This window comes from Marinomonas ostreistagni, from assembly GCF_016888445.1.
In the GTDB taxonomy this organism is placed as follows: Bacteria; Pseudomonadota; Gammaproteobacteria; order Pseudomonadales; family Marinomonadaceae; genus Marinomonas; species Marinomonas ostreistagni.
The window spans coordinates 310129-328923 of sequence record NZ_JAFEKF010000003.1; the positions used below are offsets into that span (position 1 = coordinate 310129).

Genomic DNA, 18795 nt, shown 5'->3' on the forward strand with positions numbered 1-18795 from the left:
GCGCCCTAAAATTTAAAAACCGACAAGTTCGTTTGCATAGTTTGCATCGGCTTGGGTATGCTAGCCGCCTCAAAATTATAATCAGCGAGCAAACGGTGGATTTAGGGCGCGTTTTTATTGCGGCAATCCATGCGATGAAGATCCAAGGTTTGGCTCGCAATGCCGATTTTACGCAGACTATTGGAGAAAATTTATGCGAGTTATTTTGTTAGGAGCGCCAGGCGCAGGTAAGGGCACACAGGCTCAATTCATTACTGAAGAATTTGGTATTCCACAAATTTCAACTGGCGATATGCTTCGTGCAGCAGTAAAAGCCGGCACTGAACTAGGATTAAAAGCCAAAGCGGTGATGGATGCCGGACAGCTAGTATCAGACGACATCATCATTGGTTTGGTGAAAGAGCGTTTGCAAGAAGCTGATTGCGAAAACGGTGCTTTGTTTGATGGCTTCCCTCGTACCATTCCACAAGCAGATGCTTTGAAAGAAGCGGGCGTTGCCATTGATTACGTGGTCGAGATCGATGTAGCGGATGAAGAAATCGTTAAACGTATGAGCGGTCGTCGTGTGCACGAGCCTTCTGGTCGTACTTATCACGTCATCTACAATCCACCAAAAGTGGAAGGCAAAGACGACGAAACAGGTGAAGACTTGATTCAACGTGCTGATGACACGGAAGAAACAGTACGCAAACGTCTATCGATCTACCATGACCAAACTGCACCTTTGATTGGCTACTACCAAGCATGGCAGGCAGAAGATGCGAGCACAGCGCCTAAATTCGTTAAAGTAAACGGTGTAGGCGATCTAAATGAAATCAAGCAAGGTCTATTGTCAGCTCTTAAGGCATAATTGACGATGACGGCGATTCTTGCATTAGATACATCAACGCCTGCCTGTTCGGTGGCGTTGATTCAAGATGGTGTGGTGCTGGAGGACTTTCGTCTGGCACCGCGTCAGCATAATGATTTGATTTTGCCCATGGTGGAACAAATCCTGGCTCAAGCGCAACTATCATTGACGCAGCTCGACGCAATAGCGTTCGGTCGTGGTCCAGGCTCGTTTACTGGATTACGTATCAGTGCGGGAGTGGTGCAAGGGCTTGCTTACGGTGCCGACTTACCGGTTGTGCCTGTCTCAACGCTGGCGGCGATGGCGCTCGAGGCGCAACAGAAAACCTATCATGACACTTGGCTATCGGCGTTAGATGCGCGCATGGGTGAAGTGTACATCGGCGGTTACCAAATTACTGAACAAGATGGTTTTGTAGTAGCCAACGAGTTGCTATCAGAACGCGTCATCGTGCCGGATAACCTTGATCCGATTGACGGGCCTTATCAAGGGGTGGGGTCTGGTTGGCTCTATCAAGACACGCTCAATGCTAAACTTGAGCAGCCAGCAACAACGATCTTAGAAGAGATAGCGCCCCGAGCTGCATGCATTGCGCAATTGGCTCAGTGGCCTTTTTCACAGGCAAAGGTAGTGACAGCTGAGCAAGCGTTACCTGTCTATTTGCGTGATGAAATCACTTGGGAAAAACAGCCAGCCAAGATAGGGAAGCGATAAGTTATGCTTTGGTACCATGTACTGATTTTAGCGTTAGTACAGGGGCTAACGGAATTTTTACCGATTTCAAGTTCAGCGCATTTGATCTTGCCAGCCAAGTTATTGCACTGGCAAGATCAAGGCTTGGCCTTCGATGTCGCGGTCCATTTTGGAACCCTGATCGCAGTCGTATGGTTTTTTCGTCACGATCTAAAAAACATCGCCCATGACTGGCTGCGGCGTGTAATCAAAAGACGTGAACGGACTGACAATAGTCGGTTAGGCTGGTGGGTGATTATCGCTACGTTACCTGCATTGGTGTTGGGGCTTATTTTAGATAACTATATACAAGCCAATTTACGCTCTATGGAGATCATTGCCTACACCACAATTGGCTTTGGTGTTTTGCTTTGGTTATCAGACCGCTTTGCTGGTAAACATCTACAGCTTAACGATTTGACATTAGGTAAAGTGTTATTTATCGGCTTTGCGCAAGCATTGGCTCTGATTCCTGGGACTTCACGCTCAGGCATCACAATGACGGCGGCGCGTTATCTAGGGTTTGGGCGAGAGTGTGCCGCACGCTTCTCGTTTTTGCTATCTGTGCCAATTATTGTTGCCGCGGCTGGCTTTAAAACCTGTGAGCTGATGATCGACGATAGCCAATCGGTAGATTGGTGGGCCATGGCTTGGGGCGTTGTGCTTTCGGCGATCAGTGCCTATCTTTGTATCACCATCTTTTTAAAATGGCTAAATCGCATTGGCTTTTTGCCATTTATGATCTATCGCTTAGTATTAGGAGCTCTGTTGCTATGGGTTGTGAATGTAGGAGGTTAAGGTGAAGGTTGGTAATAATTTTCCAGCGGTTCCTCAGTCTGGAGCCAGTGCTCGCACGCCCAACACGTTACCTGCTCCTATTAACAGCGCTAGTGCTCAAGCGTCGCGCGCACCCAGCTCGATTGAAGCGTTTGCGCAAACAGCTTCTAGCGAATCCAGTCGTTTTTTTAAAACTGAAGGGCTTAGTATGCAGGCACAGCAAGCACTCTCTGCCTACCTGCACACTGAATCCCTTTCTGCTTCTAATCCTCGTAATCAATTAGTCGGTATTGATGTCTACGCCTAATACGCTTGCTGTGGCTTATACAGCTTCTGAATCTGCTGCCAATGCACTTGCGCACCAACTTCAACTCCCCCTTTTGCGTCTTACTAGTGATCTTAAGTTTGTTCAAGATTACGATTATCTCCTGCTCGAGCGTGATCAAGTATTGGCGATCGCCAAAACTGGCAAAGGGGCGCCTAAACCTGTCTCAGTTGAGCTTGCTAGCGGTGCGGTCGAGCATCGACGCAAGTTTGGTGGTGGTAAAGGACAAGATATCGCCAAAGCCGTTGGGCTGAATAAGCGCACCGATATTGAGGTGTTTGATGCCACCGCAGGCTTAGGTAGGGATGCATTTGTTTTGGCATCTTTAGGCTGTCGAGTTGTGCTGCATGAGCGTGTGGGGTTTGTTCGAGCATTGCTGCAAAATGGCTTATCTCGAGCCGAGCTGGTCGTTGAGGTGAGCGATATTGTGAAACGTATGCACTTGGCTGCAGGAACACTATTTGATTACAGCACAGAGCACGAGTTGACCGATGTAGTGTACTTAGATCCTATGTTTCCACACAACGACAAGTCGTCGGCAGCGGTAAAAAAGGAAATGGCTTTTTTCCGAGATCTGGTTGGGTTTGATGAGGATGCAGACGCCTTGCTGCCACAGGCGCTGCAGCTGGCACGCTACCGGGTAGTGGTAAAGCGCCCGAAGGGAGCGCCATACCTAAACGGTCAAGAGCCTACTTATCGCTTAGATGGTAAGTCAGGGCGTTTTGATGTGTATGTTAAGCGCTCATTAGATCAAGTGGGCGACATTAACTAGCTCTATTGATCTAGATCTAATAATGGGGTGGTTTTTCGGCGCTATCATTAATACCAAAGTTTTGACGTTGGGATTCTAGGCGTTTTGCGAGTAATTTTACCTGTTCTTGCAGTAGCAAAATATCTTGTTGTTGATGGGTGAGTGCGTCGTTTAGAGCATCGATTGTGTCATCTTGGAACTGGGCGCGGATTTCGAGTTCGTCAATTCGGGCTTGTAAGTCGGAGGTATTCATATTAGGTCGCTATATGGTAGTCTTCTAATGTGCTAAGCAGGTGATTTTATGTATGTATGCTAGCACAAGCGCCGTCTGACTTAATTAGATGGCGTAGTTTTTGCTAAAATTTTTATTAGGCCTGTCACGTGTAATCGTGTTGTGTAGCGTTTTATCAAGCGCATGATGTTGTTTTGGGTTTATACCTAAGTTCATATTGATAAGAGCGTTGCTATTGGCTGTGTTTGGAATTTATAACAACAATCTTTAATAACATTTTCAAGGAACTACAATGTTTTTTTCAGTACGTGCATTTTTAGTGAGTTTGATTTTAGCGCTAGTGACACCACTAGTGATTGCTCCTCTTGTTGGTGTTGGTATTGCTGACCATTATTTAGTCTACTTTGTCGTAACATTGGTATCGGTATATCTGGGTACAGTGTTAGCGCAAACGTCAACTACCTCAGAATCTGCAGTAAGCTCTGCTAATAAGTCTGCTTCCTCAAGCGCTCCATCATCTAGCCATGACACCAGCACTGAAGACGATGCAGATGATGATCGTGAATTAGGAACCGTGAAATGGTTCAATTCGTCAAAAGGTTTTGGTTTTCTAACCATGGAAAGTGGTGACGATGTATTTGTTCATTACCGTGCTATCCGTGGCCGTGGGCGACGCTTTTTAATTGAAGGTCAAAAAGTGCGTTTTAATGTCACTGAAGGTGAAAAAGGTAAGCAAGCTGAAAATGTTTCCATTGTGAAATAGCAAAATGCTGTTACTGTAATCTGGTAAATCAATAAAACTTGAGAGGACATTATGGCAACCGTTACTTTACAAGGTAATTCAATGGAAACTGTTGGTGAGCTACCAGCAGTAGGTACCCAAGCACCAGCGTTTGAGCTTGTTAAAACTGACCTTTCATCTGTGTCATTGTCTGATTTTGCAGGCAAGAAGTTAGTATTAAATATTTTCCCATCTGTTGATACAGGCACTTGTGCAGCATCGGTGCGCAAATTCAACGAAGAAGCAACGAAGCTTGATAACACTGCGGTTCTTTGTGTATCAGCCGATCTACCATTTGCGTTAGCTCGTTTTTGTGGTGCGGAAGGGATTGAAAATGTTGAGAGTGGTTCAGCGTTCCGTTCAACTTTTGGTGCTGACTACGGTGTGACATTTAAAACAGGCCCTTTGACAGGACTATTGTCTCGCTCGGTAGTGGTTATTAATGAGCAAGGCGAAGTGATCTATACTCAGCAAGTGGCTGAAACCGCTGATGAGCCAGATTATGAAGCGGCTTTAGCTGCATTGAATTAAGTGCTTTAAAGTGCATAAAAAAGGGTCGCTTCTGCGACCCTTTTTTGTTGGTACTAGCTGCTTAGGCGACTTGTACCGGAATAGTGTTGGCTGTGCGCTCGACACTATTGTCTTTGTTAAGGTAAACCAGCTTAGGTTGAAAGGTGCTGGCTTCCGCTTCGTCCATTTGGCCGTATGCGGCGATGATGACACGGTCACCGACCTGAACTTTACGAGCGGCAGCGCCGTTCATAGAGATGGTGCCAGAGCCAGCTTCCGCTAGAATGACGTACGTATGAAAGCGTTCGCCATTGTCGACATTATAAATGTCGATCTTTTCAAACTCACGAAGCCCTGCTAGTGCCACAAGGTCACTATCGATGGCACAAGAACCGTCGTACCAAAGCTCGGCTTGTGTCACGGCGCCCATGTGAAGTTTGCCTTTCATCATTGTGATTTGCATAGTATTTCTCTTACTCTCAATGTTACCGCGAACAGCTTGATTAGCGCCAAATATAGGTGCCTTCGCCGTTTGCATTAATGCGCCACCAAAGGTCAGGATCGTCTTCTAGGTCCTCTTGCCAACCTTGGTAGTTACAGCGTATTTCGCATTGTAGGAACTCAAATGCGCGTTTAGCGCATTCCATATCACTTTGCCAAGGGGTAAGTTCAGAATCAAACCATACCGAGGTAAAGCGTTTGCCTGCGGCTTGTTCTAGGATGGTCACGGGGATCTCGTGATGCTCATGTTCTAGAACAAGCTTGGTGGCCATATCACCTGCTTTGCGCATATCTAGTATGGAGAAGTCTTGCTCCAGCCAATTGATTATGCGCTCGGTCGGACATGATAAAAGATAAATTTCGATGTCTGGCTGCACGCTCTAATCCTTCTTGTTTAACATATGGTAGATACGCAATACGCTCATAGATAAATATCCGACTAGCGACCAAATGACGCCAGCTCCCGCAAGTACTAAGCCTGCGAGTGCAATGATTTCTCGTTGCAGGGAGTCTACTACTAGATTATTTGCTACAAAAATCATGAGCACGCCAAAGGCGAATAGCAGCCCACCTTGGATCAACTTCATCAGGGCTAAGCGTGGGTTTTTGCCAAGCTTAAGCGCTAAACGGTGGATAAAAACGAGCGGCTTACTCATGGTGTGCCTATTTTGCCATCAAGTTGCTCAAAATGCGCTGATAAATTGTTGAAAGTTGGTTAAGACTTTCTGCATCAACGCATTCATTAATTTGATGTATAGTGGCATTTATCGGCCCCAACTCTACAACTTGAGTGCCCATCTTGGCAATAAATCGGCCATCTGAGGTTCCGCCAGAGGTTGATAGCTCAGGGGTGATATTAACCGTTGATTCAATTGCATCTACCATAGCATCAACTAGCTCACCAGGCTTGGTCAGAAACGGCAGACCGTTGTAAGTCCACGCAATATCGTACTCTAGTTGGTGTTTATCGAGAATTTCGAGGACTGTTTCTTTCAAGTCATCGAAGGTCAATTCTGACGAGAAACGGAAGTTAAACTGGGCGTTTAAGCGACCTGGTACTACGTTTGTCGCGCCTGTACCTGCTTGGATATTAGATACTTGAAAGCTCGTGGGCGGGAAGAACTCATTGCCTTCATCCCAATGAGTTTCTGCCAGCTCGGCAAGCGCAGGTGCTGCCAAGTGAATAGGGTTAACAGCCAAGTGTGGGTAAGCCACATGGCCTTGCTTACCGTACACGGTCAGATCGCCACTGAATGAGCCACGGCGGCCATTTTTGATGATGTCACCTACGGTGTGAGTGCTAGACGGTTCGCCGACGATACACCAATCCACTTGCTCGTTGCGCGCCATCAGTGCATCGACAACACGTGTAGTGCCATCGACAAATGGACCTTCTTCATCACTGGTGATCAAAAATGAGATCTGGCCATCGTGATCTGGGTGTTCATTGATAAAGTTCTCAACCGCAGTGATCATTGCCGCTAAGCTACCTTTCATGTCTGCAGCGCCGCGTCCATAAAGGATGCCGTCGATGATTTCTGGTTGGAAAGGGGCAATTTTCCATTCACTTTCAGGGCCGGATGGAACCACATCTGTGTGGCCAGCAAAACAAAGGTTAGGGCCTTTATCGCCACGCTTCGCATAAAAGTTTTTCACTTCACCGAAGGGCATGCGTTCAATGGTGAAGCCGAGCTTCTCTAAGCGCTCGATCATTAGCTCTTGGCAGCCAGCGTCTTCTGGTGTTACAGAGGGGCGAGAAATTAGATCTAGAGCAAGCTCTAGCGTGGGCGTTAGTTGCGTCATTCTTTACCTTTGCTTTGCGTTTGGTTACCTTAGCCTCTAAGCTGATCAGAAGAAGAAAGGTAGCATCATGAAATTTGGCGTATTAGCATTACTGGCTATTATACTGTCTGGCTGTGGCATTCTAAATGGCCATCGTAGCGCAACAGTTGAAGAGGCGTACTATACGCCGATTATCTTAAGTGACCGATCGGCACGCAGTGGCCAAACGGTTCATATATCAGATCGTGCACGCTCGAGTAATGCGGATTATGTGCCAGTGATTACGCGCTAGCGAAAATCGCTGTATATTGCTCTGGTTTAAACCCCAGAGTGATAGTGTCCTGATGCTCAAGCAGTGGGCGCTTAATCATGGCTGGTTGTTCCAATAGTACGGCGATGGCCGCCTGATCGTTCATGGCTTCTTGCACCGCTGGGTCTAGTTTGCGCCACGTTGTACCGCGCTTATTGACCAGTGCTTCCCACCCCAAACTTGTTATCCAAGTTTCTAATTGCGCTTTCGTTAAACCATCCTTGCGGTAATCGTGGAAGGTGTATTGAACATTATGTTCATCCAACCAGCGTAGCGCTTTCTTCATGGTATCGCAGTTTTTGATGCCGTAAATAGTGGTCACGAGAATTCACCTTTTTTCGATGTAAAGAGGCCAGAGCTCGAGTGAGTTCTGGCCTTAACAAGCTATTAGTTGTGAGCGTGTAGTGCTTCGTTCAGAGCAATAGCTGTTTTATTGGTTTTACATTCGATTGCGCCAGTTTCTGAGTTGCGACGGAATAGAAGGTCTGACTGACCTGATAGTTCACGAGCTTTAACAACCGATACAACGGCGTTGTTCTCGTCTAGTACAGCAACTTTTGAGCCAGCAGTAATGTATAGGCCTGATTCAACTGTACAGCGATCACCTAGACCAATGCCAATACCCGCGTTGGCACCGATTAGACATTCTTCACCCACAGAGATAACGATGTTGCCGCCACCAGAAAGTGTGCCCATTGTTGAACAGCCGCCGCCTAGGTCAGAAGCGTTACCGACTACGACGCCTGCAGAAATACGACCTTCAACCATGCCTGTACCTAGTGTACCAGCGTTAAAGTTTACGAAGCCTTCGTGCATAACGGTTGTGCCTTCAGCAAGGTGTGCGCCCAGACGGATACGCGCTGCATCACCGACACGAATGCCTGTTGGTACAACAAAGTTCGCCATTTTAGGGAATTTGTCCACGCTGAATACTTCAATAGTGCGGCCTGCCATGCGGGCTTCTAGCTGACGATCTGCAAGTTCACGTACATCGATTGGGCCTTCGCTGGTCCAAGCGGTGTTAACCAATAGACCAAACATGCCATCAAGCTTAGTTTGGTGTGGTTTTACTTCGCGGTGAGAGATCAGTTGTAGCTTCAGGTACACTTCCGCTGGGTTAGTTGGTGCTTCATCTGTCGCTAGCACACATAGTACAACTGGCTGTGACGAGGCTTTTAGGCGTGAAGCACGCTCAGCAAGTTCAATGTGTCCGGCTTGTAATAGAGCAAGGTGAAGGCGGTTAAGATCGCTTTCATCCAATACCAGTGTTGCATTGCCACCTTCGTAGTTGGTGCTCTCCATTACCGCATCGATGATGCTTTTTTCTGGAGAAACGCTTGGTGATGGGTAGAAAACTTCTAGCCATGTGCCTTCTTTGTTTTGTGTGCCAATACCAAGGCCAATTGCAAAAGTAGAGTCGCTCATTAGAGAAAGTGCTCCTAAATAGACAGAATTAAAGGTTGTTGTGCTTTGTCATAAAGCGGGCAATGCGTTGAGCGGCCTCAACACATTCAGATTCTTCGGCGACCAGCGCCATGCGGACATGATTTTGACCAGGATTGTGACCATCGACCTCACGGCCAAGGTAGCTGCCAGGCAATACCAATACGGATTCTTCTTGGTATAGCTTGATGCAAAACTCTTCATCGTTCATCGGCAGTTTAGGCCACAGGTAAAAGCCAGCTTCTGGTTTTGTTACGTCCATTACTGGTGCTAGATGGGCCAAAACCTGCTCAAATTTACGCTGATAAATGTCGCGGTTATTAGCAACGTGAGCTTCATCGTTCCAAGCGGTGATCGAAGCGTGCTGGTGATGAACTGGCATCGCACAGCCATGGTAGGTGCGATACAGTAAAAATGGTTTCAGAAGATTAGCATCACCGGCGACAAAGCCTGAGCGCAGGCCCGGCAGGTTAGAGCGCTTGGACAGGGATTGAAAAATTAAGCAGTTTTCAAAGTCGTCATTACCTAGCTGGACACAAGCGTCCAATAGCCCTAGTGGTTTTTCATCAAAGTAAATTTCTGAATAGCATTCGTCAGCGATAATAGTGAAGTTAAACTGTTTGGCTTTGTTGATTAAAAATTCATATTCTTCAAGCGTAGTGACTGTGCCAGCAGGGTTATTCGGTGAGCAAACAAATAACAGTTCACAGCGTTGCCATACTTCATCAGAGACAGCTTGGTAGTCGATCTTGTAATGATTGCTATCATCGCATGGTAAGTAGTGCAGTTCAGCCCCAGCTAGAATACCTGCCCCTTCATAAATCTGGTAAAACGGATTAGGGCTAACGACTAACGGTTGCTCTTTTGCACCGACGATGGCCTGAGTGATGGCAAATAAAGCTTCACGAGTACCAGTGACGGGAATGACCTGAGTGTCAGGATCAAGCTTGGTAACATTGAAGCGACGCTTAGCCCAGTCAGCAATAGCGTTGCGCAGGCTCGCTTCACCTTTGGTCGCAGGGTATTTTGACACGCCATCCAGTGAGTCTTTAAGGGTGTCTAGCACGATACTTGGCGCTTCGTGCTGCGGCTCACCAATGGTCAGCTTGATCAGTGGTAGCGCTGGATTAGGCTCGATGGATGCCAATAGATCCGCAAGTTTTTGAAAAGGGTAGGGATGTAATGAATGAATCAAAGGGTTCATGCTGTGTCTTATTCCGTAGCTTGGGAAAATCGGTCAATACTGTGTTTAAGCGCTGCGCAAATATGTTCCATGCGCGCTGGATCGGTAATCAGTTCACCGTCATCTTCAGTAATGTAGAAGGTGTCTTCTACACGCTCACCTAAGGTGGCGATCTTGGCTTTATGTAGCATAATATGGTGTTCCATAAAGAACTTGCCAATTAACGCTAATAAACCTGGGCGATCGGGAGCAGTCACCTCTAACGCAGACCATACCTCTTCAGGCTGGCTGACAAAATGGACCGTGGAAGGCGCATTAAAAATCTTTAAGTGACGAGGTGTAAAGCGCTTAATAACACTTTCATAGAGTGACGGTGAATCAAGTTGCTCGATGAGTGTCTTTTTGATGATATCGATACGTTTTACATCAAGATGTAAGTTGGTGTCGAAATGATCGTTACTCTCTAGTACAACAAAGGTATCTAGGCTGTAATTGTCACTGGTAGTGTTGATTTTGGCATCAAGAATGGTCAGTTCCATTTGCTCAAACAGCGCTGCAGTCACCGCAAATAAATGCGTCGCAATCGGTGTATAGATAAACACTTTGCTTGCGCCGGAGAAATTACGACCACCGAGTGGGCTGATGACTACTAGTGGCTTGGTGCTTGGGCGATGGTTAAGAATTGCTTCGGTGTTCCAAGCAATCTCTTCGCCACTTGAGCGAATGAAGTATTCTTCTTCGATTTTTTCCCAAATATTCTCGGCTTCGATGATATCGGCATTACGCTCGATCAATATTTCAAGTGCGCGCTGTTTGTGTTCGTCGCTTTGCATATCCGCATCAATTGGAAAGTCTAGGCCGCGGCGCAAAGCGCGCTTGGTTTCTAGGTAGAGTTGGCGCATCAGAGAGGCGCGCCAGCTGTTCCACATGGTTGGATTTGTGGCGTTGATATCTGCGACGGTCAATAGAAATAGGTAATCAAGGCGCTCTTGATCTTTGACTATGCTGGCAAACTCCCAAATAACTTCAGGGTCCGAGATGTCTTTGCGCTGGGCGGTCACCGACATGAGTAGGTGGTGGCGTACCAGCCATTCGATCAGCTCGGTTTCGCGCTTGCTAAGTCCGTGACGTTCACAAAATAAACGGGCATCGACACAGCCTAGCTCTGAGTGATCGCCGCCTCGGCCTTTGGCGATATCATGGTAAAGGCCGGCAATATAAAGAAGCTCGACTTTTTGAATGTGTCGAATTGCCTGCGAGGATATTGGGAAAGAGGCACGGCTTTCGGGTTGTAGAAAACGACGTAAGTTTTCCACGAGCTGTAGAGTGTGCGCATCAACCGTATAGATGTGGAATAGGTCATGCTGCATTTGGCCAATAATGGTGCCAAATTCGGGCAGGTAGCGCCCCAGTAGACCGATATGCTTCATGGATCGAAGCAAGCTGGTCATGCGGAAGCGACTGGCAATGATATCGAGAAATAAGCTGGTGTTTTCTGGGGCGTTTCGGTAAGCCTCATCAACCACGTCTAAGTTATCTCGCAAGGCGCGCATGGTATTAGCACGGATGCCTTTGATGTCTTCGCGATCACCCATTAATTTGTACATTTCCAGCATGGCCGAAGGGGTGTCGACAAAGACTTGTGGGTGGCGTATGGCTAGCTGACCATTGTTAACCTGAAAGCGTTCATTAATGATCTCGATTTCGGGGTTTTGATCAAGCTGTAAAAACGACTCTTCGAAGTGCTGTAGCAGTAGATCATTTAGCTGCTGAATCGAAGCAACGCTCTGATAGTAGCCTTGCATAAAGCGCTCAACATTGCGTTTTAGGTCTTCATCATCAAAACCAAATTCTTTCGCCAGTGTGCGTTGGTGATCGAACAGTAGTCGGTCTTCTTTGCGTCCCACGATCGTGTGAAGCGCCCAGCGAATCCGCCAAAGGTGCGATACCGCGCCTTTTAGTTGGATGTATTCGTCTTCAGATAAAAACTTTTTATCAATCAGGGCACTTAAGCGGTTGGTGTGCAAGTGACGCTTGGCGACCCAGTCAATGACTTGCATGTCGCGTAAGCCGCCAGGGCACTCTTTTAAGTTAGGCTCTAAGTTGTACGCAGTATTTTGGTACTTGGCGTGGCGTTGCTCTTGCTCGGCCAGTTTGGCTCGATAAAACGTTTGGCCATCCCACATGTTGCTAACATCGATGTTTTGTTTCAGCTCTACCAACAACGCTGGATCGCCAGCTAGGGCGCGTGATTCGATGAGGTTGGTGATGACGGTAATGTCATCACCCGCAAGGTGTGTGCAGTCCGCAATGGTGCGAACCGCATGACCGATATCGATTTTAAGATCCCACAGGAACGTGATGAAGGCTTCGATCTTATGTGCAGCGGGCTCAATCCCATCGCGTATCAATATGAGTAAATCGATATCGGATTTAGGGTGTAGCTCACTGCGACCATAGCCACCTACGGCGACCATGGCAATATCAGGTTCACTATCAAGTTGTGCGCGTTTCCAGGCAGCTTGCATGGCTTCGTCATACAGCGCAGCATAGCCTTTTACGAGTTTCTCGATGGGGTACAAGTCGTGAAACAAGTCGTTGTAAGCTTTGGTTTTCTCATTAAGCAATTCGCGAAAGCGCTTTGCAGTCGTACTGATCAACGCCAGCTCGTGCTTTTCAGCAGCGCTAAACAACGGTGGGGCATCCGGAAAAGCGGGAAAGTCCATATATGGCCTCTTAAGTAATCGGTGCGCGAATTATAGTGTGTCGTCTGGGCGCAGTGTTAGCACTTCAACACCATCGGCGGTGACCAGTAGTGTGTGCTCATATTGGGCCGATAGGCGACCATCTTTGGTTTTGGCGATCCAGCCATCTGGACCAGAGTGCTTAACCTGTTTTTTGCCAGCATTGATCATAGGTTCGATGGTGAAAGTCATGCCTTCTTCTAATACAACACCTGTGCCAGAGCGGCCGTAATGCGCCACTTGTGGCTCACCATGGAAGGTTGTGCCGATACCGTGACCGCAATACTCTTCAACCACTGAATAATGGTGTTTATGGGCGAATTCGGAAATGGCTGCGCCGATATCCCCTAGGCGTACACCTGGTTTTACCATTTTGATGGCTAGATATAGGCTCTCTTGGGTGATTTTGCATAGGCGTTCCGCATGGGGAGCTGCAGGCCCTGCTGAGAACATTTTACTGGTGTCGCCGTAGTAGCCATCTTTGATGATAGTGATATCAATGTTAACGACATCGCCTTTCTTCAGTGGTTTGTCGTTCGGGATGCCATGACAGATCACATCATTGACGGATGTGCAGCAAGATTTAGGGAAACCATGATAATTAAGAGGAGCTGGGATAGCGCCTTGCTCGCCAACAATATAGTTGTGGGCGATGATGTCTAACTCATCAGTAGTGACGCCAGGGACGACGAACTTTTCTAGCATGGTTAGTACTTCGCCGGCTAGCTTGCCCGCGATGCGCATGCCTTCGATGTCATTTACATCGGTAAAGCGTGTCGCGCTTGGGCGTGGTGTCCATTCTGGCACTTCTAGACGGCCATCTTTAGTTAACTCTTTTACTTGCTGCAGAATCTCATTGCTCATAATAAAATTGTCTTAAATCTTCACTAGTCTTAAGGATGAAATCATTCTACATGACTTAGCGCGGTTATTCGCCCTGAGTTGAGAAAAAATCGTGAAGAATGGCGCATGAAAAAGCGAATCTTTACTTTTGGTGAGGGCGCTTTTGTGGTATAAAACGCCGGCTTGACTCTTTTCGTAAAAGTCAGCACAACTAAACCAATTTTAACGACCTTGCTGTCTAATTAAAAATAGCGTCTCTGGGGTGCCTGAAATTGCTTTAAATTTCAAAAGGCTGAGAGGCTAGGGCTAGCAAGTTAACCTAACCCAAAACCTAAAGGATAGTAAAATGCCTACAGTTTCAATGCGCGACCTACTACAGGTTGGTTCACACTTCGGTCACCAAACTCGTTACTGGAACCCAAAAATGAAGCCATTCATCTTTGGTGCGCGTAACAAGATCCATATCATCAACCTAGAGCACACTGTTCCAGCACTTAACGAAGCACTTGAGCTTGTTAAGAAAATGGCTGAGAACAAAAACAAAGTTTTGTTCGTAGGTACTAAGCGCGCGGCAGCGAAATCAATCGCTGAACAAGCATCTCGTGCTGGTATGCCGTTCGTAAACCACCGTTGGTTAGGTGGTATGCTGACTAACTACAAAACAATCCGTACATCTATCAAGCGTCTACGTGACCTAGAAGGTCAACAAGCTGACGGTACGTTCGAGAAGCTAACTAAAAAAGAAGCTCTAATGCGTACACGTGAACTTGAGAAACTAGAGCGCTCTCTAGGTGGTATCAAGGATATGGGTGGTCTACCTGACGTACTATTCGTAGTAGACGTTGACCACGAGCGTATCGCTATTAAAGAAGCTAACAAGCTAGGTATCCCTGTTATCGGTATCGTTGATACTAACAGCGATCCAGACGGTGTTGATTACGTTATCCCTGCAAACGACGATGCTATCCGTGCTGTACAATTGTACGTTTCTGCATTCGCTGATGCGTCTCTAGAAGGCCGTGCAGCTGCAGCAGGTAGTGCTGACGAGTTTGTTGAAGTAAACGACGCCGCTGAAGCGTAATTTTACGGATCTTATCTGGTCTTACTGATCAAGGGAGAGAGGCAACGCTCTCCCTTTTTTAAATTTGTTATCGTACAAGGGGAATTAACATGGCCGCAGTATCTGCAGCAATGGTAAAAGAACTACGTGACCGTACCGGTCTTGGCATGATGGAGTGTAAAAAAGCTCTAACAGCTGCTGGTGGTGACATCGAAGTAGCAATCGAAGAGCTACGTAAATCAAGCGGTATGAAGGCGGCTAAGAAAGCTGGCCGTACAGCTGCTGAAGGTACTATCATCATGAAAGTTGCTGATGATAACTCTTACGGCGTGCTTGTAGAAGTTAACTCTGAAACTGACTTTGCTGCACGTGACGAAGGTTTCGTAGCGTTTGCAAACAAAGTAGCAGACGCTGTCTTTGCATCGAAAGAAACTGACATGGAAAAAGTGATCTCTGGCGAAATGCTAGAAGCTCGCGAAGCACTTGTTCAGAAAATCGGTGAAAACATCACACCTCGTCGTGCTGTACTGGTTGAAGGTGGTTTGGTTTCAGGTTACCTACACAGCAACGGTCAAATCGCTGCACTAGTTCAGCTAGAAGGCGGCAGCGATGAGCTAGCGAAAGACATCGCTATGCACGCAACTGCAGTTTCTCCACGTGTTGTGCGTGGCGAAGATATGCCTGCTGATGTGCTTGCTAAAGAAGAAGAAATCATCCGTGCTCAGCCTGATATGGCGGGTAAACCAGCGGAAATCGTTGACAAGATGATTGGCGGCCGTATTAAGAAGTTCTTGGCTGAAAACAGCCTGAATGACCAGCCATTCGTTAAAAACCCAGAAGTTAAAGTAGGTCAGCTAGCGAAAGACGCTGGTGCGACTATCACTTCTTTTGTTCGCCTAGAAGTAGGTGAAGGTATCGAAGTTGAAGAAACAGACTTCGCTGCTGAGGTTGCTGCTCAACTTAAAGGCTAATGGCTAGAAAGTTTTGAGTATACAAAGGGGCAGCTAGACTGCCCCTTTTTATGAATAGCATATTGAAGTATGACGTAATTGCTTCAATATATACTTCTCACCATTGCCGGAGGTTCAAATGCCGAAAGAAACGAATTCAAGATATAAGCGCATTTTGTTGAAATTAAGTGGCGAGGCGCTACAGGGTGATGAGGCCTTTGGTATTGATCCAAAAGTGTTAAGTCGTATCGCTCTAGAGATTGGTCAATTACGAGGTATCGGTGTAGAAGTCGGCATTGTAATTGGTGGTGGTAACCTGTTTCGCGGTCAGGCTTTGAGTCAAGCGGGCATGGATCGCGTGACGGGCGATCATATGGGTATGCTGGCAACGGTTATGAATGCCTTGGCGATGCGTGATGCATTGGAGCGTGCCAATATTTCTACACGTGTTATGTCTGCGATCACTATGACTGGCATCGTGGAGCCTTACGATCGTCGTCGTGCTATGCGCCACTTAAAAGACGGTGATGTAGTGATTTTCTCTGCAGGTACAGGTAATCCTTTCTTTACAACGGACTCTGCTGCATGTTTGCGTGGCATTGAGATTGATGCCGATGTCGTTTTGAAAGCGACAAAAGTCGATGGTGTGTACTCTGCAGACCCAATGAAAGACCAAAACGCAGTGAAATATGATACATTAACTTTCAATGAGGTTTTGGAAAAACAGTTAGGCGTCATGGATTTAACCGCAATCTGTCTAACTCGAGACCATCAAATGCCAGTTCGAGTATTTAACATGAACAAGCCAGGGGCTCTGATTAACATCATGACCGGTGGCGACGAAGGTACCGTTATTAAGTGAGGAAATAATGATTAACGAGATTTTAAAAGATGCGGAAGAGCGCATGGGTAAAGCCGTCGTAGCGGTAGGTAATGCGTTTAAAAAAATTCGTACAGGTCGTGCGCACCCAAGCCTTTTAGATCCTATCAAAGTAAACTACTACGGTAGTGAAACGCCGCTTAGCCAAGTAGCGAATATTACCGTTGAAGATGCTCGTACACTGGGTATTTCGCCATGGGAAGGTAATATGGTGCCTGAAATTGAAAAGGCGATCATGAAATCCGACCTAGGTTTGAATCCTTCAACGACTGGTAGCTTGATTCGCATTCCTCTGCCAGCATTGACAGAAGAAACTCGCGGTAACTACTACAAGCAAGCAAAAGCGGAAGCGGAAAATGGTCGTATTGCTGTACGCAATATCCGCCGTGATGCCAACAATAGCTTGAAAGACCTAGTTAAAGAGAAAGAGATTTCTGAAGACGACGAGCGTCGTGGTCAGGATCAGGTGCAAAAATTGACAGACAAGTATGTTGCTCAAATCGAAGAGCAATTGGCTGCCAAAGAAAAAGATCTGATGGAAATCTAAATTCAAAGAAGCAGGTGCTCTATAGCACCTGCTTTTTTTCAGCTAGGTAGTTCTATGTCTGACAAAGAATTGACTCCGGAGAGTCAATCCATTCCGGCCCACGTTGCTGTTATTATGGATGGCAATAATCGTTGGGCTAAGAAAAAACGCCTTCCAAGTATTGCAGGTCATCGCGCTGGCGCCGCTGCGGTTCGTAAAACCGTCGAAGCAGCCGCCCGTCAGGGGGTGAAAGTACTGACCTTGTTTGCCTTTTCTAGCGAAAACTGGAAACGTCCCCAGTTAGAAATCGATGGCTTGATGGGACTGTTTATGCGTTCGCTGAAAAAAGAAGCGAAGCGCCTCAATGAGTACTCGATTCGTTTAGAAGTCATTGGTGATAAGTCTGGGTTTAGTGAGAGTTTGCAAGAACAGATTCAAATCGCTGAGCAAGAAACCGCTAACAATGACGGCATGGTGCTGGTGATTGCCGCTAATTACGGCGGACGCTGGGATATTGTCGAAGCGAGCAAGCGTGTGGCACAACAAGTAGAAACTGGGCAATTAGCCGCAGCGGATATTACTGAAACGCATTTGGCTGAGCACATCTGCTTGGCAGATTTACCCGAACTCGATTTGATTATTCGCACCTCAGGTGAGGAGCGTGTAAGTAACTTCCTGCTATGGCAACTTGCCTATGCAGAATTTATTTTTATGCCTGTATTATGGCCTGACTTCGATAAGACGCATTTCCAAGAAGCCTTGGATATTTATCAGCAACGTCAGCGCCGGTACGGTGGTCGGTAATATTTTATGCTTTTACCAAGAGTTATAAGCGCCATCATTATGGCGCTGTTATTTGTTTATGCGGTCTTCTTTTTAGAGTCTTTAGGCTTTCAGCTCGCCATCGGTGTGGTGGTGTTGTTAGCTGGCTGGGAATGGGCGCGCTTATCTGGAGTAGTGTCTCAGCGTAGTCGTTTGGCGTTTGCTGGTATGGTCGGCACTTTATGCTATGGCGTAGCGTTATTTTCAATGCCATTTGTTGTGTTGTGGATAACGCCCGTATTGTGGCTGGCGGCGCTTATGTGGGTTGTCGCTTATCCTAAGCCAAAAGGCTGGCAGGCTCGCCCAGTGCGACTTTTGTTTGGGTTGTTAGTGTTAGTGACAACTTGGTCAGCGATGGTATTTATGCGCGAGTCTGAGCAGTTTGTAACGTGGATCTTGCTGTTAATGGCGTTAATCTGGGGCGCGGATTCTGGTGCTTACTTCTCAGGTAAGGCATTTGGTAAGCGCAAATTAGCCCCGAGTGTCTCGCCTGGTAAATCTTGGGAGGGCGTCTATGGTGGTTTACTGCTGACACAGCTAATTGTTGTGGGCTTCTGTGTTTATCAAGGGTTTGGGCTGCAGCAATGGATTACGCTGGCCTTAATTGCTTTCGTAACAGTCTTAACATCTGTATTGGGTGATTTAACCGAGAGTTTGTTTAAGCGTCACGAAGCACTGAAAGACTCTAGTCAGTTAATTCCAGGTCATGGTGGGGTAATGGACCGCGTCGATAGTTTAACGTCTGCGGCCCCCCTATACGTGTTGTTACTAGCTCTAGTGGGTTGGATGTAGC

Annotated in this window: 24 protein-coding genes; 14 read left to right on the top strand and 10 right to left on the bottom strand. The window is 46.9% G+C overall.

Features of this window, described 5'->3' with window-relative positions; all coding sequences use genetic code 11:
- Nucleotides 1–193 precede the first annotated feature (193 nt).
- From adk to JQX58_RS11240, 5 genes are read left to right on the top strand one after another with little or no spacing between them, the layout of a single operon-like run.
- Nucleotides 194–850 carry an adenylate kinase gene (adk, locus tag JQX58_RS11220; protein ID WP_204146945.1) on the top strand — a complete coding sequence of 219 codons (657 nt, stop codon included), beginning with the start codon at nucleotides 194–196 and terminating at the stop codon, nucleotides 848–850.
- 6 nt (nucleotides 851–856) lie between these two features.
- Nucleotides 857–1564, top strand: coding sequence for a tRNA (adenosine(37)-N6)-threonylcarbamoyltransferase complex dimerization subunit type 1 TsaB (gene tsaB, locus JQX58_RS11225; RefSeq protein ID WP_204146946.1), 708 nt, complete (start codon nucleotides 857–859; stop codon nucleotides 1562–1564).
- A gap of 3 nt (nucleotides 1565–1567) precedes the next feature.
- Complete coding sequence (locus tag JQX58_RS11230; protein WP_204146947.1) at nucleotides 1568–2380, top strand: undecaprenyl-diphosphate phosphatase; 813 nt, start codon at nucleotides 1568–1570, stop codon at nucleotides 2378–2380.
- A 1-nt stretch (nucleotide 2381) separates the two neighbouring features.
- The gene (locus tag JQX58_RS11235) at nucleotides 2382–2666 is read left to right on the top strand and encodes a hypothetical protein (RefSeq protein WP_204146948.1); all 285 of its coding nucleotides are present in this window, start codon (nucleotides 2382–2384) and stop codon (nucleotides 2664–2666) included.
- The gene (locus JQX58_RS11240) at nucleotides 2653–3456 is read left to right on the top strand and encodes a class I SAM-dependent methyltransferase (protein WP_204146949.1); all 804 of its coding nucleotides are present in this window, start codon (nucleotides 2653–2655) and stop codon (nucleotides 3454–3456) included. Before JQX58_RS11235 ends, JQX58_RS11240 begins: the two co-directional genes overlap by 14 nt.
- A 16-nt stretch (nucleotides 3457–3472) precedes the next feature.
- On the opposite strand, the gene JQX58_RS11245 is transcribed toward JQX58_RS11240, so the two are convergent.
- Nucleotides 3473–3688 carry a SlyX family protein gene (locus tag JQX58_RS11245; protein WP_204146950.1) on the bottom strand — a complete coding sequence of 72 codons (216 nt, stop codon included), beginning with the start codon at nucleotides 3686–3688 and terminating at the stop codon, nucleotides 3473–3475.
- 271 nt (nucleotides 3689–3959) lie between these two features.
- On the opposite strand from JQX58_RS11245, the gene JQX58_RS15465 reads away from it, so the two are divergent.
- Together JQX58_RS15465 and tpx are read left to right on the top strand one after the other, a co-directional pair.
- The gene (locus JQX58_RS15465) at nucleotides 3960–4430 is read left to right on the top strand and encodes a cold-shock protein (RefSeq protein ID WP_204146951.1); all 471 of its coding nucleotides are present in this window, start codon (nucleotides 3960–3962) and stop codon (nucleotides 4428–4430) included.
- A gap of 51 nt (nucleotides 4431–4481) precedes the next feature.
- Nucleotides 4482–4979, top strand: coding sequence for a thiol peroxidase (tpx, locus tag JQX58_RS11255; protein ID WP_204146952.1), 498 nt, complete (start codon nucleotides 4482–4484; stop codon nucleotides 4977–4979).
- Nucleotides 4980–5040: 61 nt separating this feature from the next.
- Here tpx and panD read toward each other — a convergent pair whose 3' ends face one another.
- From panD to dapE, 4 genes are read right to left on the bottom strand one after another with little or no spacing between them, the layout of a single operon-like run.
- The gene (gene panD / locus JQX58_RS11260; RefSeq protein ID WP_204146953.1) at nucleotides 5041–5421 is read right to left on the bottom strand and encodes an aspartate 1-decarboxylase; all 381 of its coding nucleotides are present in this window, start codon (nucleotides 5419–5421) and stop codon (nucleotides 5041–5043) included.
- Nucleotides 5422–5461: 40 nt separating this feature from the next.
- Complete coding sequence (locus JQX58_RS11265; RefSeq protein WP_204146954.1) at nucleotides 5462–5836, bottom strand: hypothetical protein; 375 nt, start codon at nucleotides 5834–5836, stop codon at nucleotides 5462–5464.
- A gap of 3 nt (nucleotides 5837–5839) precedes the next feature.
- Nucleotides 5840–6115, bottom strand: coding sequence for a hypothetical protein (locus JQX58_RS11270; protein ID WP_204146955.1), 276 nt, complete (start codon nucleotides 6113–6115; stop codon nucleotides 5840–5842).
- Between the two features lie 7 nt (nucleotides 6116–6122).
- On the bottom strand, nucleotides 6123–7262 hold the full coding sequence (dapE, locus tag JQX58_RS11275) for a succinyl-diaminopimelate desuccinylase (RefSeq protein WP_204146956.1): 1140 nt from the start codon (nucleotides 7260–7262) through the stop codon (nucleotides 6123–6125).
- A 67-nt stretch (nucleotides 7263–7329) separates the two neighbouring features.
- Here dapE and JQX58_RS11280 point away from each other — a divergent pair, with 67 nt between their 5' ends.
- Entirely contained in the window at nucleotides 7330–7533 is a 204-nt protein-coding gene (locus JQX58_RS11280) for a hypothetical protein (protein ID WP_204146957.1), read from the top strand.
- Here JQX58_RS11280 and JQX58_RS11285 read toward each other — a convergent pair.
- The 5 genes from JQX58_RS11285 to map form a co-directional block, all read right to left on the bottom strand.
- Nucleotides 7523–7873 carry an ArsC family reductase gene (locus JQX58_RS11285; protein ID WP_204146958.1) on the bottom strand — a complete coding sequence of 117 codons (351 nt, stop codon included), beginning with the start codon at nucleotides 7871–7873 and terminating at the stop codon, nucleotides 7523–7525. The two genes, JQX58_RS11280 and JQX58_RS11285, sit on opposite strands and share 11 nt — an antisense overlap.
- A 65-nt stretch (nucleotides 7874–7938) precedes the next feature.
- Nucleotides 7939–8976 (bottom strand): 2,3,4,5-tetrahydropyridine-2,6-dicarboxylate N-succinyltransferase, encoded by a 1038-nt coding sequence (gene dapD / locus JQX58_RS11290; RefSeq protein WP_204146959.1) that lies wholly within the window; start codon nucleotides 8974–8976, stop codon nucleotides 7939–7941.
- Between the two features lie 28 nt (nucleotides 8977–9004).
- On the bottom strand, nucleotides 9005–10198 hold the full coding sequence (dapC, locus tag JQX58_RS11295; protein ID WP_204146960.1) for a succinyldiaminopimelate transaminase: 1194 nt from the start codon (nucleotides 10196–10198) through the stop codon (nucleotides 9005–9007).
- 8 nt (nucleotides 10199–10206) lie between these two features.
- Entirely contained in the window at nucleotides 10207–12903 is a 2697-nt protein-coding gene (gene glnD, locus JQX58_RS11300) for a [protein-PII] uridylyltransferase (protein ID WP_204146961.1), read from the bottom strand.
- Between the two features lie 30 nt (nucleotides 12904–12933).
- Nucleotides 12934–13785 carry a type I methionyl aminopeptidase gene (map, locus tag JQX58_RS11305; RefSeq protein WP_204146962.1) on the bottom strand — a complete coding sequence of 284 codons (852 nt, stop codon included), beginning with the start codon at nucleotides 13783–13785 and terminating at the stop codon, nucleotides 12934–12936.
- A gap of 325 nt (nucleotides 13786–14110) precedes the next feature.
- On the opposite strand from map, the gene rpsB reads away from it, so the two are divergent.
- From rpsB to JQX58_RS11335, 6 genes are all read left to right on the top strand, one after another.
- Complete coding sequence (rpsB, locus tag JQX58_RS11310; RefSeq protein ID WP_204146963.1) at nucleotides 14111–14845, top strand: 30S ribosomal protein S2; 735 nt, start codon at nucleotides 14111–14113, stop codon at nucleotides 14843–14845.
- Nucleotides 14846–14934: 89 nt separating this feature from the next.
- Nucleotides 14935–15795: a translation elongation factor Ts gene (tsf, locus tag JQX58_RS11315; protein ID WP_204146964.1), complete on the top strand. Its 861-nt coding sequence runs from the start codon at nucleotides 14935–14937 to the stop codon at nucleotides 15793–15795.
- Between the two features lie 118 nt (nucleotides 15796–15913).
- Nucleotides 15914–16636, top strand: a complete 723-nt coding sequence (gene pyrH / locus JQX58_RS11320) for a UMP kinase (protein WP_204146965.1) — start codon at nucleotides 15914–15916, stop codon at nucleotides 16634–16636.
- A 7-nt stretch (nucleotides 16637–16643) separates the two neighbouring features.
- On the top strand, nucleotides 16644–17201 hold the full coding sequence (frr, locus tag JQX58_RS11325; RefSeq protein WP_204146966.1) for a ribosome recycling factor: 558 nt from the start codon (nucleotides 16644–16646) through the stop codon (nucleotides 17199–17201).
- 54 nt (nucleotides 17202–17255) lie between these two features.
- Nucleotides 17256–17984, top strand: coding sequence for an isoprenyl transferase (locus JQX58_RS11330; RefSeq protein ID WP_204146967.1), 729 nt, complete (start codon nucleotides 17256–17258; stop codon nucleotides 17982–17984).
- 39 nt (nucleotides 17985–18023) lie between these two features.
- On the top strand, nucleotides 18024–18794 hold the full coding sequence (locus JQX58_RS11335; protein WP_239090303.1) for a phosphatidate cytidylyltransferase: 771 nt from the start codon (nucleotides 18024–18026) through the stop codon (nucleotides 18792–18794).
- The last annotated feature ends 1 nt before the right edge of the window (nucleotide 18795 follow it).

Bases quoted from the DNA above. Each gene is read 5' to 3' on its own strand.
- adk (WP_204146945.1), top strand. From the start codon at position 194: ATGCGAGTTATTTTGTTAGGAGCGCCAGGCGCAGGTAAGGGCACACAG.
- tsaB (WP_204146946.1), top strand. From the start codon at position 857: ATGACGGCGATTCTTGCATTAGATACATCAACGCCTGCCTGTTCGGTG.
- JQX58_RS11230 (WP_204146947.1), top strand. From the start codon at position 1,568: ATGCTTTGGTACCATGTACTGATTTTAGCGTTAGTACAGGGGCTAACG.
- JQX58_RS11240 (WP_204146949.1), top strand. From the start codon at position 2,653: ATGTCTACGCCTAATACGCTTGCTGTGGCTTATACAGCTTCTGAATCT.
- JQX58_RS11245 (WP_204146950.1), bottom strand. From the start codon at position 3,688: ATGAATACCTCCGACTTACAAGCCCGAATTGACGAACTCGAAATCCGC.
- JQX58_RS15465 (WP_204146951.1), top strand. From the start codon at position 3,960: ATGTTTTTTTCAGTACGTGCATTTTTAGTGAGTTTGATTTTAGCGCTA.
- tpx (WP_204146952.1), top strand. From the start codon at position 4,482: ATGGCAACCGTTACTTTACAAGGTAATTCAATGGAAACTGTTGGTGAG.
- panD (WP_204146953.1), bottom strand. From the start codon at position 5,421: ATGCAAATCACAATGATGAAAGGCAAACTTCACATGGGCGCCGTGACA.
- JQX58_RS11270 (WP_204146955.1), bottom strand. From the start codon at position 6,115: ATGAGTAAGCCGCTCGTTTTTATCCACCGTTTAGCGCTTAAGCTTGGC.
- dapE (WP_204146956.1), bottom strand. From the start codon at position 7,262: ATGACGCAACTAACGCCCACGCTAGAGCTTGCTCTAGATCTAATTTCT.
- JQX58_RS11280 (WP_204146957.1), top strand. From the start codon at position 7,330: ATGAAATTTGGCGTATTAGCATTACTGGCTATTATACTGTCTGGCTGT.
- dapD (WP_204146959.1), bottom strand. From the start codon at position 8,976: ATGAGCGACTCTACTTTTGCAATTGGCCTTGGTATTGGCACACAAAAC.
- dapC (WP_204146960.1), bottom strand. From the start codon at position 10,198: ATGAACCCTTTGATTCATTCATTACATCCCTACCCTTTTCAAAAACTT.
- glnD (WP_204146961.1), bottom strand. From the start codon at position 12,903: ATGGACTTTCCCGCTTTTCCGGATGCCCCACCGTTGTTTAGCGCTGCT.
- map (WP_204146962.1), bottom strand. From the start codon at position 13,785: ATGAGCAATGAGATTCTGCAGCAAGTAAAAGAGTTAACTAAAGATGGC.
- rpsB (WP_204146963.1), top strand. From the start codon at position 14,111: ATGCCTACAGTTTCAATGCGCGACCTACTACAGGTTGGTTCACACTTC.
- tsf (WP_204146964.1), top strand. From the start codon at position 14,935: ATGGCCGCAGTATCTGCAGCAATGGTAAAAGAACTACGTGACCGTACC.
- pyrH (WP_204146965.1), top strand. From the start codon at position 15,914: ATGCCGAAAGAAACGAATTCAAGATATAAGCGCATTTTGTTGAAATTA.
- frr (WP_204146966.1), top strand. From the start codon at position 16,644: ATGATTAACGAGATTTTAAAAGATGCGGAAGAGCGCATGGGTAAAGCC.
- JQX58_RS11330 (WP_204146967.1), top strand. From the start codon at position 17,256: ATGTCTGACAAAGAATTGACTCCGGAGAGTCAATCCATTCCGGCCCAC.
- JQX58_RS11335 (WP_239090303.1), top strand. From the start codon at position 18,024: ATGGCGCTGTTATTTGTTTATGCGGTCTTCTTTTTAGAGTCTTTAGGC.